The following is a 15,242-nucleotide window of genomic DNA, read 5'->3' on the forward strand; positions in this document are numbered from 1 at the left end:
CCCGATTATGCAATTTCCTTCGCCTCTCCTCCCTGCCCGCCTGATTTCCCGCTACAAGCGCTTCCTCTTCGATGCCGAGCTGGAAGACGGGACATTCGTCACCGGCTCCTGCCCCAATACTGGCTCGATGCTCGGCCTTACGACACCTGGCTCGCGCATATGGCTCTCAGAGCATGAGGGCGCGAAGCGAAAATACCGCCATGTCTTCGAATTGATCGAGGCAGACCGCACGACCGTCGGTGTCAACACCGCCATGCCGAACCGCATTGCAGCGGAAGCGATCGCGCTTGGGCAAATCTCCGATCTCGGTGAGTATACAATGATCAAGCGCGAGCAGAATTACGGCCGCAACTCGCGTATCGACCTGCTCTTGACCGACCCTTTGCGGACAACCACCTATGTCGAGGTGAAAAACGTCCATTTCATGCGACGGCCAGGTCTTGCGGAATTCCCAGATACGGCGACGGCGCGCGGCGCCAAGCATCTGGAAGAACTCGGCGATATGGCCGAGGCCGGCTATCGCGCCATCATGCTGTTCGTGATCCAGCGCAACGATTGCCATCGCTTCCGCATCTGCGGCGATCTCGATCCGTTCTACGCCACGGCCTATGATCGCGCTTTGAAGCGTGGCGTCGAGGTCTATGCGCTGAAATGCAGGGTTTCGCCGACTGAAATCGCGCCTGCCGGGTTGATCCCGATAGACGAACCCGGCATAGCTGCATTAGAACAGTTTAAGATCTCTACCAAAGGCTAGTTATGGTGAACTACATCGAAGCGGCAACGGCGCCGGCGAAAAATACGGGTGCTATCCGCATCTACGGAGAGGACGCCTTTGCCGGAATGCGCAAGGCGTGCCAGCTGACCGCCCGCTGCCTCGATGAACTCGCCGCGATCGTCAAGCCTGGCGTGCCCACCGATGTCATCGACCGTTTCGTTTTCGAATTCGGCATGGATCACGGCGCCTATCCCGCGACGCTGAACTATCGCGGCTACATGAAATCCTCCTGCACCTCGATCAACCACGTCGTCTGCCATGGCATTCCCAACGACAAACCGCTGCGCGAAGGCGATATCGTCAATATCGACGTGACCTATGTGCTCGATGGCTGGCACGGCGATTCCAGCCGCATGTATCCGGTCGGAGAAATCAAGCGTTCGGCCGAGCGGCTGCTGGAAGTCACCTATGAATCTCTGATGCGCGGCATTGCCGCCGTTCGTCCGGGTGCACGCACCGGCGCCATCGGCGAAGCGATCCAGACCTATGCCGAAGGCGAGCGCTGCTCGGTCGTGCGCGACTTCTGCGGCCACGGCGTCGGCAGCCTCTTCCATGACTCGCCGAATATCCTGCATTATGGCCGGGTCAATGACGGCCCGGAACTGCGTGAAGGCATGATCTTCACCATCGAGCCGATGATCAATCTCGGCAAGCCGCATGTGAAGGTGCTCGGTGACGGCTGGACGGCCGTCACGCGCGACCGCTCGCTCTCGGCACAATACGAACACACGGTCGGCGTCACTGCGACGGGCTGCGAGATCTTCACCCTGTCGCCCGGCGGCCTAGACCGCCCCGGCCTGCCGCCGCTGCAGGGATAATTCATGGCAAAACGTCCCGCTTCTTCTAACGGACATGGTGACATGCCCCTCGATAGAGGCGGGAAGACGGAGGCGTTGGAAGATGCGCCGCTACTCGACGAGCGGCTGTTCTTCCCTCAACAGGTCGCCAAACCCGCCTCGACATCCAAATCCGCACCGATAGCCAAATCCGCGACAACCAACGTCGAAGCCCATTATCATGGCCACCGCGAACGGTTGCGCAATCGCTATCGCGACGGCGGCGACGCGGCATTGGCGGACTACGAAATCCTCGAACTCCTGCTTTTCCGGCTGATCCCGCGCCGAGACACGAAACCGATCGCGAAGGCCCTGCTCGCCCGTTTTGGCACGCTTGGCGGCGTATTCGGCGCTCCGGTCAACCTGCTGACGGAGGTCAGTGGCGTCGGCGATACCGTCGCTCTCGACCTGAAGCTCGTGGCAAGCGTCGCGCAGCGCATGCTGAAGAGCGAATTGACGGGTAAGCCGGTGCTCTCCTCCTGGAAGGCGCTCATCGATTATTGTCATGCCGCTATGGCGCATGAAGCACGCGAGCAATTTCGCCTGCTGTTTCTCGATAAGCGCAACGCCTTGATCGCCGATGAGGTGCAGGGTTTAGGCACGGTCGATCATACGCCGGTCTATCCGCGCGAGGTCGTCAAGCGCGCGCTCGAACTCTCCGCCTCCGCAGTAATTCTAGTGCACAATCACCCGTCAGGAGATCCAACACCTTCGCGTGCCGATATCGACATGACCAAGACCATCATAGACACTGCCAAGCCTTTGGGCATCACCGTTCACGACCATGTTATCATTGGAAAAAACGGCCATGTCAGCTTCCGCGCATTGCGGCTGATTTGAAATTGTCACAGATGCGATAATCCAGTACTTCAAATCTATATTGTATGATTTTGATTTTACGTGATCATTATCGAATGTCATCCATTCGATCATGGCGAAATATCCCGAATTCGTCGTGGCGATCTCCGCTTTCACTTTTCAGCTCGGCGTCAGGATCATCTGGCAGAAGGATCTCCGCGTTCCTGTCGGCTGATCCGCCCGCGGAAGCTGTTGTTTGATTTGGCCTTATCCGCTTGCATGCGCCGGCCATCTGGAGATCGAATGCCGAAGATGTCGCCCAAGCTTGCTCATCGCCTCCTTTCTATCGGTCGCGGCGCGCTTGTCGCGGCAGGCGCTTTTCTAGTGGCCGCCAGCGGCTTCTATGCTCACATGCTCTGGACGACGAACTTTCATCCGGTCATTGCCGGCGAGCTTTACCGTTCTTCGCAGCCCTCGGCCACCAACATTGCTGAGTTTCAGAAGCAATACGGCATCAAGACCATTATCAACCTGCGTGGCTACAATAGCGGCCACCATTGGTACGATACCGAAGTTGCCGAGGCGAAAGCGCTCAACATCGACCATATCGATTTCCATATGTCTTCGGCCCGAGAGCTGACACAGGAGCAGGCGGCGCAGCTTGTCGAGATCATGCGGAATGCGCCGAAGCCGATCCTCATTCATTGCCAGGCCGGAGCCGACAGAACTGGCCTGGCCTCGGCACTTTACCTTGCCGCCATTGCCAAGACGAATGAGGCTACCGCGGAGGGCCAGATGTCGATCATCTATGGTCACCTACCGTTCTCCTTTACGCGTGCCTATGCCATGGACCGTACTTTTGAGAAGCTGGAACCCTGGCTCGGTCTTTCGGCCTCGTGAACACCAAACTTCCCGTTAGATAATCTGTAACATTGAGACGCTACCGGTTGACGGAGCATGTTGCATTGCGACATTGATTCCCCATTCCAGTCATCCGAGGCTTCCCGATGGACCAATTCGATCTCCTAGTCGTAGGTAGCGGCCCCGCCGGCCGCAGAGGCGCTATTCAGGCTGCCAAGCTCGGCAAGAAGGTACTCGTCGTCGAGCAAGGCAAGCGGGTCGGCGGCGTCTCGGTCCACACCGGGACCATTCCCTCCAAGACGCTGCGCGAAACCGCGCTCAACCTTTCGGGTTGGCGCGAACGCGGCTTCTACGGTCGCGCCTATCGCGTCAAACAGGAGATCAGTGCGGAGGATCTCCGCCGCCGCCTGCTAATCACCCTCGACCACGAGGTCGAAGTGCTTGAGCATCAATTCGCGCGCAATCGCGTCCAGCACATCAGAGGCAAGGCAAGCTTCGTCGATCCGCAGACGATGCAGATCGTCAAGGATGATGGCGAGGTCGTCACCGTGTCCGCCGCCAGCATACTGCTTGCAGTCGGCACCAAGCCTTTCCGTCCGGATTACATGCCGTTCGACGGCAAGACGGTTCTCGACAGCGATGAACTCCTAGAGATCGAGGATTTGCCGCGATCGATGGTCGTCATCGGCGCCGGCGTCATCGGCATCGAATACGCCACAATCTTCAGCGCGCTCGACACGCAGGTGACGCTGATCGATCCGAAATCCACCATGCTCGATTTCATCGACAAGGAGATCGTCGAGGATTTCACCTATCAGCTTCGCGATCGCAACATGAAGCTGCTGCTCGGTCAAAAGGCCGAGAAGGTGGAGCGGCAGAACGGCAAGGTCGAGCTGACGCTCGACAATGGCCGCCGCATCACGACAGACATGGTGCTCTTCGCCGCCGGCCGCATGGGTGCCACCGACACCCTTAATCTTGCCGCTGCCGGCCTTGAGGCCGATGCTCGCGGCCGCCTGAGCGTCAATCCGGAAACCTTCGCCACCAAGGTTCCGCATATCTTTGCCGCCGGCGATGTCGTCGGTTTCCCGAGCCTTGCCTCCACGTCGATGGAACAGGGCCGCATTGCCGCGCGCGTCGCCGTCGGCGCGATCGCCAAGGAGCCGCCGAAATACTTCCCCTATGGCATCTATGCCGTGCCGGAGATTTCCACCTGTGGCCTCTCGGAGGAAGAGGTCAAGGAACGGCACATCCCCTATGAGTGCGGCATCGCCCGCTTCCGCGAGACGTCGCGCGGCCACATCATGGGCCTCGACACAGGCCTCTTGAAGATGATCTTCTCGCTGAAGACCCGCCGCCTGCTCGGCGTCCACATCGTCGGCGAAGGCGCCACCGAGCTCGTGCACATCGGACAGGCCGTGCTGAACCTTAAGGGCACCGTCGAATATTTCGTCGAAAACACCTTCAACTATCCGACGCTTGCCGAAGCCTACAAGATCGCCGGCCTCGACGCCTGGAACCGCATGGGCGATATCAAGTCGGAACTCTAATAGGTCAATATTGACCATGCCGGCGGAGCTCACTACTCTGCCGGCATGATGAACATTCTCAACATCGCTTCGGTCTTCTTCATAAGCCGCTAATCCCTAGGCTTTCAGCCAAATGAAGACGAGACCGCCTCAACGGCCGCGAGGCCGCGGGTAGGTCTTTGCCGAAACAGCCGTGATGCCCGCACAGGAAGGGTGAAAAACGGCGCGATGATCGAGAGAGATTTCATGCCATCCCAAAAACAGTATCCGGCTGCGCTTTCCGACGCGCAGGTGAACGATTTCATTGAACATGGCTTTATACGCATCGATGATGCGTTTTCACAGGAACAGGCTGCCGAAGCCCGCGCCATCATGTGGCGCGATATTCCATGTCGCGAGCACGATCCGGCAAGTTGGAGATTTCCGGTCGTGAGGCTGCCAGGCTATGGCGGCGAGCCATTCCGTGCCATCGCTAATATGCCCATTTTGCACGCTGCTTTCGATCAACTGGTCGGGCGTGGGCGATGGTTGCCAAGAGATGGGCTTGGGACCTTCCCCGTGCGTTTCCCGCATCCGGACGATCCCGGCGACGCCGGCTGGCATGTCGACCTCAGCTTTCCTGGGGACGATTGCGATCCGAATGAGCAAAGCGACTTCTCCGCCTGGCGCGTGAATGTCACCTCGCGAGGGCGCGCTCTGCTTACGCTATTCCTGTTTTCCGATGTTGGCGAAGACGATGCGCCGACCCGCATCCGCGTCAGCTCTCACATGGATATGGCGCGCTATCTCGAGCCTGCCGGAGAGCACGGGCGTTCTCATATGATGCTCGAGCAGATGGGAGCCGACCGCCCTCACGCACTGGCAACGGGAAAGGCTGGTACGGTCTACATCTGCCATCCCTTCATAATCCACGCCGCCCAGAAGCATCGAGGCGCCACGCCGCGATTTATGGCGCAGCCTTCGATCGGCCTTGCTGAGCCCTATCGATTGGAACGGCCGGATAATGCCTATAGCCCGGTCGAGACAGCCATTCGCCGCGCTTTGGGTAAGGAATAATCGCGCCGAACTGATTGCTGATAGCCTGGGGCCCCTCGCCCCAGCCCTCTCTCCGCTTGCGGGGAGAGGAAGCATTATGACGAAACAACAAAAGCCCCACCGTTTCCGGTAGGGCTCAATGTCAGTCCAGAAGAAAGACGATTATTCGGCGCTGTCTTCAGCAGCCTTCTTCTTCGGAGCGGCCTTCTTCTTCGGAGCCGCTGCTTCTTCGCCTTCAGCGGCAGCTTCGGTTGCTTCAGCCTTGGCAGCAGCCTTCTTCTTCGGAGCGGCCTTCTTGGCAGCCGGCTTGTCTTCTTCTTCGTCGTCAGCCAGCAGCGCTTCCTTGGAAACGGTCTTGTCCGTGACGTTGACCTCGGTCAGCAGATGGTCGATGACCTTTTCTTCGAAGATCGGGGCGCGCAGGTTGGCGGAGGCGCCCGGCGTCTTGCGGAAGAATTCGAGGATTTCCTTTTCCTGGCCCGGGAACTGCTGGAGCTGTGCGTAGAGAGCGCGCTGCAGTTCGTCTTCGCTGACTTCGACGCCGGCCTTTTCGCCGATTTCGGAGAGAACGAGGCCGAGGCGAACGCGACGCTCGGCGAGCTTGCGGTATTCCTCGCGAGCCTTTTCTTCGGTCGTGTCTTCGTCTTCGAAGGTCTTGCCAGATTCGCTGAGATCGGTTTCGATCTGGCGCCAGATGCTGGCGAATTCGGCGTCGACGAGCTTCTGCGGCGTGTCGAACTGATACATTTCGTCGAGCTGGTCGAGGATCTGACGCTTGACTTTCTGGCGGGTGACAGAGCCGTACTGGCTTTCGATCTGACCGCGAACGATCTCCTTCAGGCGATCGGCGGATTCGATGCCGAGCTTGGAAGCGAGTTCGTCGTTGATTTCGATTTCACCGGGAGCTGCAACTTCCTTGACGTTGATGTCGAAGGTGGCTTCCTTGCCAGCGAGGTTCTTGGCCGGATAGTCGGCCGGGAAGGTTACGGTGATGACCTTCTCATCGCCAGCCTTGAGGCCGACGAGCTGCTCTTCGAAGCCCGGGATGAAACGGTTGGAGCCGAGAACGAGCTGTGCGTCTTCGTCCTTGCCGCCGTCGAAGGCAACGCCGTCGACCTTGCCGAGGTAATCGATGGTGACGCGGTCGCCGTTGGCAGCCTTGCCCTTCTTGGTCTCGTAGCTACGAGCGCTTTCAGCGATCTTGAGGATCTGCTCGGTCACTTCGTCTTCACTGATTTCAGCGACTTCGCGGGTAACCTTGATGCCATTGACCGGCTTCAGTTCGATCGCCGGGATGACTTCATAAGACAGCGTGAATTCGAAATCGGCCTGAGCGGAGAGGATCTTTTCTGCCTCGTCCTGGTCTTCCGTCATCGCGATTTCCGGCTGGGTGGCCGACTTCTCGCCGCGCTCGGTCAGGATCGCCGGCGGCTGGTCGCGAACGATTTCGTTGACGAGGTCAGCCATGATCGACTTGCCGTAGACCTTCTTCAGGTGCGAGACCGGAACCTTGCCCGGACGGAAGCCGTTGATGCGGACCTTGTCCTTGACCTCGGCCAGGCGCTCGTTCATGCGCACTTCCATGTCCTTGGCCGGGATGACCACCTTGATTTCGCGCTTCAGCCCTTCAGCGAGCGTTTCGATAACCTGCATTGTCCTACCTTCATTCATGGCGGCCGTGCCCAGCCTGCCGTTCGTTTCGATGAGCACGACGCCGGAAAATCCCGAGCGTGGCTTGGATGCAATTCTCTTTCACCTTGCAAGAGCGCCGCGCCTTCGAACGAACGCGCAAAAGGCAGCTCTATCCCGTCACGAGCCAAAACATCTTATCCCCTTTCCTCATCGAAAGCGGGGTGCTTTGGGCAAGATGCGCGTCCTGCGGCATATCGGAAGACAGGCTTCGTGAGCCTCCCCCCGTCCACAAGACAGTGTTGGTGCGGGTAGAGAGACTTGAACTCCCACGCCTTGCGGCACCAGAACCTAAATCTGGCGTGTCTACCAATTTCACCATACCCGCGTTCCCAAAACCGCATGGCGATGCCTGCCCATGGGGCCTTCCGGAGCGCGGCGTCTCTATATCACCCGTTTTAAACCACGCAAAGGAAAAATGACGGCTCCGCGACAACGCTTAAAGCTTATCGGAGCCATTAGCGCAGATATCGTCAGTAAAGCGGCTCCTCGTAGACGGATTTGCCGTCTAGAAGCAGGCTTCTAATATGGGCAACGCCATCCGAAGACACCCGCGCCGCAATGGCGACGCGATTGGCGTTGCGGGCGCTTTCGATATCGTGTCCCTGCCCTTCGGGCACGTAGTAGCGCTCGATGCCATAAGCGACCCCGACAATCGCCTGCGACGGGTCGGCGGCATCGCCATAGAAAACATAGTCGACAGGCAAGCTTTTGAGCACGACCGTATCGGGCTTCGGATCGAGCTTTCCAAATGATGATTCGACGATCCCCCAGTAACCGTCGTCCTGCTTCTTCAGGCGAACGGACAATAGCGCGCCACTTCGGCTCGCTTTCGGCGGTCCTTCAACCATCGTCGAGAACGGAACCCGCGAGATGTCGTAGTTTAAGGTCACGTAGTCGCCGCGCAAAAGATCGCGCGGATCGACTGGCGCAGTCTTCAAAAGAATCTCGACGCCGCTCCGCAAGCCCCAGGCCCGCTCGCCAACCATGTAGCCAAGAACCGCCGTCTGCAGAGCGGCAACGACGATAGCGGCAATCCACAGGCGGCGGGAACCCATGCTCAGACTCCTCTCAGCGATATCGGTCATGCCCGCGTCCCCTGCCCGCGATTATCGGAAAAACGCCGTTCCAGCTGGATGACCAGCCAGGCGGCAATCGCCACCAGCAAGCCGGCAACGAGGAAGAACCCGGCCGTGCCGATGATCGAGCCGATCGTCTCGCTGGCGAGGTAAAGAATCTCGCAGGAAAAGACGAAATAGGCGAGATAGCGCACCGCGCCGTTGTCGCGGCCACTGAGCGCGATTGCGATCACGCAACTCGCCAGTGTCGCTGCCGCCACGATGACGAGCGGCAATTTGTCTTCCACCCAGACATTGTTCTCAAAGGACCCGTTGCTGATCTCGGCATGAACCAGGAAGAAGCCGATCGATGCGATCAGAAAGGTGTAGAAGGCCGGCGCGGCACCAGCTGTGCGGGCAAAAGGCATCAGCGGCGAAGCGGGAACACTAACGACGAGAAACGCCGCCATGCCGAGAGCGGCAAACAGGATCGCGGTATTCAATCCCTCATGACGGCCAAATAGCCATGTAAGCCAGCCGACGAGCATGAGATAGGCCAGATGCCGAGCCATGGGCGCATCGACATAGCGGACAAGCACAATCAGGACCATGGCCATCAGAGGCGGCATCCAGGGCATGATCCCATACCATTCGTCGAAATGCCCCCAGAGATAGGCGCCGCAAAATGCCCAGGCGAGAAAACCGGCGAGCCCGACCTGCGCCGAGGAACGAAACAACGCCGCAACAATGCAGGCCGCGGCGAACCAGACGAGCATCATTCTGAGCTCGTCGCCGGACAGATTGTACATCTGGCCCACCAGCCCCATGGCGCCGCCGAAACTCAAGGTGCCGAGGATCAACATAGCGGCGGCGAGGATGGAGCGACCCTGAGCTAATAAATATGCCGCCGCGAGATAGAAGGCCCATATCGTCGCAACCAGCCCCAGCAGACGGGCAATTCTCGGAAGAGCCTCCCAGTTTGCGGAGATGAACAGCAAGATGGCAAGGCCGAGAAGCACGGCGGCGATGATGGTCAGCACCCGGCCAGCGCTGAAACTCGTCTGACGACCGTCATACTCGTTGAGGATGGCTTTCGCCGTCCCCGCGTCGACCAGCCCCTTGTCGGTCCAGATCTTGAGATCCCGCTCCAGCCTTCCCCTGTACATGCCCGGCTCCCCTCGCTGCGATTCTGCTCGCGACAGAGTTAGCACAAATCGCCGCCCAATCGATGCGAGCCGAGCGTTCTGGCAGAGGCTTCGGCTCACAGGAATGTGTGCCATATTAATACGGAATTAAGGGATCATGCAGTATCCTGACGGCCGGTAAAGAGATACCAACTAAAGATATGCGCGCAGCTCATGCCTCCCATGAAATTATTGCGCTGCACAAATTCGAAAAGTCATACTATTTATCAAACAACAAGACGGCGGTGGCGCGCCGGACCGATACAGATCGGACCAAGCCTGGGGATAGCATCCCGACACGATATTCGGAGCCGCACACTCCTCCTCCCAGTGCGCTTCGATAGATTGACGACACTCCTCCTCCCAGTCGTCAATCATCTCAAATGACGCCCACCGCATCCTCCTCCCGCGGTGGGCGTTGTTTTTTACCCCCTAAATCGGTTTATGCTGAACGGATACCCATGCCGGCCATCAGCCGGCAATTGCCAGTATGGGAGGAGTCTCAAGCTCACTTCTGAACCGCCGCACGGCAGTTCGCGGCAACATCGGCCCCTCCAAAACAGCAGGGCTGGCGAAAAGGTGGCTAAGAGCGGGCGGCTACCGACAAACGCTTCGGAATGGCTGACACTGGCGCGGAATTGGCTTCCGGCGACGGACCAGCTTTGGCCGCGATATGCACACAAAGCAGCCACCATCTTAGGCAAAACCCCCACAAGACTTGCGCATTATGCATAGGTGGCATGAAGCTTTCGCGCTTTTAGTTTTCGCGGCGCAGCATATATTTAAATCCATTAGATCGACGACGGAACCAATCACGGAACTGCTCGATCCCTTGATCCTCGAAAGGGACTACAATGAACCTGACCCGCTCTTTCAACAACTGGCGCAAGTATCGTCAGACCGTTAACGAACTCGGCCGCATGAGCGCTCGTGAACTGCACGACCTCGGCATCGATCGCGCCGACATCCATCGCGTTGCTCGCGAAGCCACCGGCCGCTAATCGCCGGATAGGCTTCGCCACTCGCGAAAGCCTCTCAACGCCCGTTGCGGACCTCCGCGGCGGGCGTTCTTTTTTGCCTCCCGACTGAGCAAGCGCAGCATAACCGATCCGCCGCGAGCTATTCCTTATCTGCAAAGCACACAAATTTTGAGCATCGACTGCTTTTTGGGCGTCATATTGCACAAATGCATAGCAGACGCATCTTCTTTGCACTGCACAATCAACCTCTTCGCGCCTATATAGAGTGCAAGCGCTGAGGCGGTAATCACACCGCCCGCAAACAAGATACCGAGGAAAAGATCATGAACCCGATTCGCATTGCAAAGAACTGGATCAGCTACCGCCGCACTCTGAACGAACTTGGCAACCTCTCCAGCCAGACCCTTTCGGACATCGGCGTCAGCCGCTACGAAATCCGCAATATCGCTGCTCGTTCTTTCCGTTAATAGGAACGGACTGGGCAGACTGCTTCAAGACGGCGCCTTTTGGCGCCGTTTTTGATTCTGGCGATTAGAAGCCCCGTACAATTTAACCGTCTCGCAGAGCTTCCGTTGATCACTGGCGAGTCGCTCGCCCTTATCGGACATCAATGCTGCCACCCGCCCAGCCTCGCAGCAGCCCGTGCACAGCAGGCGAAGATAGCCCCTGCCGCCATCACGCGCGGTATTGGAACGGAACCGCCGGTTTCTCATTTACAGGTGGAGATCTTTTAGCAGGGAGGCGGAGAATGCAAATCCAAGGAATTTACGCCGCGCTCGCGACGGCCAGCATGGACAGGGCGGAAACGTTCTATACTCAACTTTTCGACCGAGGACCTGACGATCGTCCCATGGATGGGTTGATCCAATGGCGCAATATTGCCGGCGCGAACATTCAAATCTTCCACGACAAGGAGAATGCGGGACACGGCAGACTAACCATTGTGGTGCCGAAATTGGATGAAGCTCGCAAATTGCTCGAAGACTTTGGCGTAAAGCTCACGGGTGAATCGCAAGGCAACTATGGAAAGATCGCCCAATTGATTGACCCGGACGGAAACCGCATCACTCTTGCAGAACCGCCTTCAAGACCTTTCGATAGGTAGCTCGCACTAAGCTGGCGGACCAGAGACTAAGTTTGCCGTAAGACCGCTGCGCAGTTTTGCGCGGCATGCTTTAGCAAAGCATTGGATCGCCGGCCTGCCCGTGATAATGACGCGCGCATGACACAGATCACTTCTTACTCCCCTATCCACGTCATCGGTGGCGGCCTCGCCGGCTCGGAAGCCGCATGGCAGATCGCCAATGCCGGCGTTCCGGTCATTCTGCATGAAATGCGCGGCGTGCGCGGCACCGAAGCACACAAGACGGACGATCTTGCCGAGTTGGTGTGCTCCAATTCGTTCCGCTCCGACGATGCCACCAGCAATGCCGTCGGCGTCATCCATGCGGAAATGCGCATGGCGGGTTCGCTTATCATGGCATGCGCAGATAAGCATCAGGTACCGGCCGGCGGCGCGCTTGCTGTCGATCGGGACGGCTTCTCGGCAGCCGTAACACACGCGATTGCAAATCATCCGTTAATCACCGTCGTCCGAGAAGAAATCCAGGGGCTGCCGTCCAGGGAATGGGATCAGGCAATCATCGCCACCGGCCCACTGACCGCGCCCGGGCTTGCCAGCGCCATCCAGGCTGAAACCGGAGCGGATGCGCTCGCCTTCTTCGACGCCATCGCGCCGATCGTCTATCGCGACAGCATCAACATGGACATTTGCTGGTATCAGTCGCGCTACGACAAGGTCGGCCCCGGCGGCACCGGCAAGGACTATATCAACTGCCCGATGGACGAAGCCCAGTACAATGCCTTCATCGATGCCCTAATCGCCGGCGATGCCGTCGGCTTCAAGGAATGGGAAGGCACGCCCTATTTCGACGGCTGCCTGCCGATCGAAGTCATGGCGGAGCGCGGGCGCGAAACACTGCGCCACGGGCCGATGAAGCCGATGGGGCTCACCAATGCCCATAATCCCACGGTCAAGGCCTATGCCGTCGTACAGCTGCGCCAGGACAATGCGCTCGGTACGCTCTACAACATGGTCGGCTTCCAGACGAAGCTGAAATACGGCGCGCAGGCGGAGATCTTCCGCCTGATTCCCGGCCTCGAAAATGCAGAATTCGCCCGCCTCGGCGGCCTGCACCGCAATACCTACATCAACTCGCCGACCCTGCTCGACCGCTCGCTGGTCTTGAAGTCGCGCCCGGGCCTGCGTTTCGCCGGCCAGATCACAGGCTGCGAAGGCTATGTCGAGAGCGCCAGCATCGGCCTGCTCGCCGGCCGCTTCGCCGCAGCCGAGCGCAAAGGCGAAGCGCCTTTGCTGCCTCCGGATACAACAGCGCTCGGCTCATTGCTGAACCACATCACCGGCGGCCACATCGTCTCCGACGAGGAGCCGGGCAAACGCTCCTTTCAGCCGATGAACATCAATTTCGGGCTTTTCCCGGAGCTGGAGCCGGGTTCGATCGTCAAGCCGGAAGGCGTCAAGCGCTTTCGCGGCAAGGACAAGACCATCATGAAGCGCCAGCTCATCGCCAAGCGTGCGCTTGCCGATTGCGCCGGATGGCTTGGTGTGCCGGCACCCGTGTTCGCGGAAAGCGCCTGACAATCTGAGCTGAGGACCGGGCTTTCGGGGTTTTCAAGCCTTGGCCGGCGACGCCTGCTCCTGTAGTTTGGCGTCGTCACCCGCCACATAATTGCCGAGCAGCCAGAGCGACACTTCCGCGGCTTCGGCAGGTGTCTTGAATTCGAATGTGCCGTTGTGGTGGGGCACATCCAGAAAATCGACGATCAAGCCGCGTCCGGTTACCGAAATCTTGGCACGCGCCCTGCCCGGCTCGATCAGATGAACACTGAAATGATTGCGCACATTGCGCATGAACCCCGCCTTGTCGTCATGCAGACGCACGAAGACCGCCTGCCCGTCGGCGGTCGTCTGCAGCTGGCGAATGGCCTCCGTCGGAAAAGCGCGGCCGAATTCCAGAATCGCAAGGCCGGTATCGTGCAGGCCGTCTTCCTTGTTCTGCGATGCCATGCGCGTCGCGTAATAGGCAATGAAGATGACAATCGCAAACAGTATGCACCAGACGACAATACCCACGGCAGATCCCCCTGAAATGCAAATCAAGTGCCGCCATCTCCATAGACGCCGAGACTTGCGCGAGCTTGGTGTATTTTAGATTTTCTTTGTGATCGACGCTATCGCCATGCGCAGCTGCCGGCGCCATTGCGGCAGCACCAGCGATTGATCGAAGATGCCGGCTCCGAGCTTCTGTGTCTTCTGCAACACAGGCTCGGCCAAGGTGACAGGCAGAAAGGCTGGGAATATGGCCTGCGGTATGGCGCCTGCCGCCCTCGCCTTGGCGAGATGCTCGCGACCGAGACCGGCGAAGGCCTCGATCGCCGCCGAAATGCGTGGCTTGTCCTCGCCGGCGAGAAAACCGTCGCGATCGAGCCCGGTTGCCGCCAGGATCTCCAGCGGTAGATAGAGCTGGCCGCGATGGCGGTGCAGCGGCATTAGGAGCAGCAGACCGGCAATTGCCTGCGCGACACCGGCATGGCCGGCGGCATCGGCCGAGCGCTTCGCCTCGTCGGCGGACAAGACCAGGCTCGCAAGCTGGATGACGGCCGAAGCCGTCTCGCCGGCATAGCCTTCCAGACTGCTGCGGCTTTCCATAGGGTCATCGTAGAGATCGAATATGCGCGCATCGATCATGTCGATCAGCGTCTGGCGCGGCAGGCGATACTCTTCAATCGCGGTGAGAAGTTCGGAAGCTAGCGGATTGGCCTCGCTCGAGCCGTGGGACTGCCCTTCGAGGAGATCGCGCCAGTATTGCATCCGCACTTCGCCGGGCAGCGGCTCATGCACGAGATCGCGTACGCGCGCCAGCTCGGCGTTGAAGGCATAGAGCGCGGCAAGTGCCGGGCGCTTATCCTCCGGGGCCAGCAGGCAGGCGAGATAGCGATCGCGATCGGTGTCGCGAAGCGTGGCGAGGCAGATGTCCCGGTTGCTCCGAGGCGCAGCTGGTGTTGTCATACGCTTGGATCCGAAGGTCAGACGGCGATCAGCGCCGCGGCCACGGCACGCGATTCAGAAAGCATGATGTTGAAGGTGCGCACCGCTGCCCCCGTGCTCATCGGGTCGGAGGAAATCTGCTTTCCACGCAGGGCGGCCTTCAGCTCGGCGGGAAGCGGTCGCAGCTCCATGCCGGTGCCGACGAGCAGCACTTCGATCTCGGCGGCTTCATCGAGAACCTTCTGGAAGCGATCCGGCGTCAGCGCATCGCCCTGCAGCATATCCCAGCCGTAGATGCCCGAAGGCAGGCATAGCAGCGAACCGCGATGCGACATGTCGGCGAAGCGAAAGCCGCCATTGCCGTAAGCGTCGATCGGTGCGCGTCCGGGGAAATGCGCGTTTCGGATTTCTATACCTTTAGCCACTGT

16 protein-coding genes and 1 tRNA gene are annotated in these 15,242 nt (G+C 59.2%); 10 read left to right on the top strand and 7 right to left on the bottom strand.

Features of this window, described 5'->3' with window-relative positions; genetic code table 11:
• The first annotated feature begins 7 nt into the window (after positions 1-7).
• From sfsA to GDN47_RS21610, 6 genes are all read left to right on the top strand, one after another.
• On the top strand, positions 8-754 hold the full coding sequence (gene sfsA, locus GDN47_RS21585; protein ID WP_113352610.1) for a DNA/RNA nuclease SfsA: 747 nt from the start codon (positions 8-10) through the stop codon (positions 752-754).
• A gap of 2 nt (positions 755-756) precedes the next feature.
• Complete coding sequence (gene map / locus GDN47_RS21590; protein ID WP_106997750.1) at positions 757-1,593, top strand: type I methionyl aminopeptidase; 837 nt, start codon at positions 757-759, stop codon at positions 1,591-1,593.
• 42 nt (positions 1,594-1,635) lie between these two features.
• Positions 1,636-2,451 (top strand): RadC family protein, encoded by an 816-nt coding sequence (gene radC / locus GDN47_RS21595; RefSeq protein WP_233790049.1) that lies wholly within the window; start codon positions 1,636-1,638, stop codon positions 2,449-2,451.
• 261 nt (positions 2,452-2,712) lie between these two features.
• Positions 2,713-3,309, top strand: a complete 597-nt coding sequence (locus tag GDN47_RS21600; RefSeq protein WP_113333688.1) for a dual specificity protein phosphatase family protein — start codon at positions 2,713-2,715, stop codon at positions 3,307-3,309.
• Between the two features lie 107 nt (positions 3,310-3,416).
• Positions 3,417-4,820, top strand: coding sequence for a Si-specific NAD(P)(+) transhydrogenase (gene sthA / locus GDN47_RS21605; RefSeq protein WP_113333687.1), 1,404 nt, complete (start codon positions 3,417-3,419; stop codon positions 4,818-4,820).
• A gap of 225 nt (positions 4,821-5,045) precedes the next feature.
• Positions 5,046-5,855, top strand: coding sequence for a phytanoyl-CoA dioxygenase family protein (locus tag GDN47_RS21610; protein ID WP_113352685.1), 810 nt, complete (start codon positions 5,046-5,048; stop codon positions 5,853-5,855).
• Positions 5,856-5,996: 141 nt separating this feature from the next.
• On the opposite strand, the gene tig is transcribed toward GDN47_RS21610, so the two are convergent.
• The 4 genes from tig to GDN47_RS21630 form a co-directional block, all read right to left on the bottom strand.
• Positions 5,997-7,487 carry a trigger factor gene (gene tig, locus GDN47_RS21615; protein ID WP_113333686.1) on the bottom strand — a complete coding sequence of 497 codons (1,491 nt, stop codon included), beginning with the start codon at positions 7,485-7,487 and terminating at the stop codon, positions 5,997-5,999.
• Between the two features lie 279 nt (positions 7,488-7,766).
• Positions 7,767-7,851: transfer RNA gene (locus GDN47_RS21620), tRNA-Leu, on the bottom strand.
• A gap of 145 nt (positions 7,852-7,996) precedes the next feature.
• Positions 7,997-8,611 (bottom strand): GDYXXLXY domain-containing protein, encoded by a 615-nt coding sequence (locus GDN47_RS21625; RefSeq protein ID WP_113333684.1) that lies wholly within the window; start codon positions 8,609-8,611, stop codon positions 7,997-7,999.
• Positions 8,608-9,747: a DUF2157 domain-containing protein gene (locus GDN47_RS21630; RefSeq protein ID WP_152094217.1), complete on the bottom strand. Its 1,140-nt coding sequence runs from the start codon at positions 9,745-9,747 to the stop codon at positions 8,608-8,610. Before GDN47_RS21630 ends, GDN47_RS21625 begins: the two co-directional genes overlap by 4 nt.
• An 872-nt stretch (positions 9,748-10,619) precedes the next feature.
• On the opposite strand from GDN47_RS21630, the gene GDN47_RS21640 reads away from it, so the two are divergent.
• The 4 genes from GDN47_RS21640 (at position 10,620) to trmFO (ending at position 13,404) form a co-directional block, all read left to right on the top strand.
• Entirely contained in the window at positions 10,620-10,766 is a 147-nt protein-coding gene (locus GDN47_RS21640; RefSeq protein WP_081615319.1) for a DUF1127 domain-containing protein, read from the top strand.
• A 302-nt stretch (positions 10,767-11,068) separates the two neighbouring features.
• The gene (locus tag GDN47_RS21645; RefSeq protein WP_069611985.1) at positions 11,069-11,212 is read left to right on the top strand and encodes a DUF1127 domain-containing protein; all 144 of its coding nucleotides are present in this window, start codon (positions 11,069-11,071) and stop codon (positions 11,210-11,212) included.
• 281 nt (positions 11,213-11,493) lie between these two features.
• A complete protein-coding gene (locus GDN47_RS21650; protein WP_113333681.1) occupies positions 11,494-11,850 on the top strand; it encodes a VOC family protein in 357 nt (118 codons plus the stop codon).
• A 117-nt stretch (positions 11,851-11,967) separates the two neighbouring features.
• A complete protein-coding gene (trmFO, locus tag GDN47_RS21655) occupies positions 11,968-13,404 on the top strand; it encodes a methylenetetrahydrofolate--tRNA-(uracil(54)-C(5))-methyltransferase (FADH(2)-oxidizing) TrmFO (protein WP_152094219.1) in 1,437 nt (478 codons plus the stop codon).
• A 33-nt stretch (positions 13,405-13,437) separates the two neighbouring features.
• On the opposite strand, the gene GDN47_RS21660 is transcribed toward trmFO, so the two are convergent.
• The 3 genes from GDN47_RS21660 to GDN47_RS21670 all read right to left on the bottom strand — a co-directional run bounded on the left by GDN47_RS21660 (position 13,438) and on the right by GDN47_RS21670 (position 15,239).
• Entirely contained in the window at positions 13,438-13,899 is a 462-nt protein-coding gene (locus GDN47_RS21660) for a hypothetical protein (protein WP_152094220.1), read from the bottom strand.
• A gap of 75 nt (positions 13,900-13,974) precedes the next feature.
• Positions 13,975-14,835 (bottom strand): phytoene/squalene synthase family protein, encoded by an 861-nt coding sequence (locus GDN47_RS21665; protein ID WP_152094221.1) that lies wholly within the window; start codon positions 14,833-14,835, stop codon positions 13,975-13,977.
• Positions 14,836-14,852: 17 nt separating this feature from the next.
• On the bottom strand, positions 14,853-15,239 hold the full coding sequence (locus GDN47_RS21670; RefSeq protein ID WP_069611981.1) for an Mth938-like domain-containing protein: 387 nt from the start codon (positions 15,237-15,239) through the stop codon (positions 14,853-14,855).
• Between the last annotated feature and the right edge of the window lie 3 nt (positions 15,240-15,242).

The sequence above is a fragment of the Martinezella dioscoreae genome, assembly GCF_009176305.1.
Classification (GTDB): Bacteria; Pseudomonadota; Alphaproteobacteria; order Rhizobiales; family Rhizobiaceae; genus Rhizobium; species Rhizobium dioscoreae.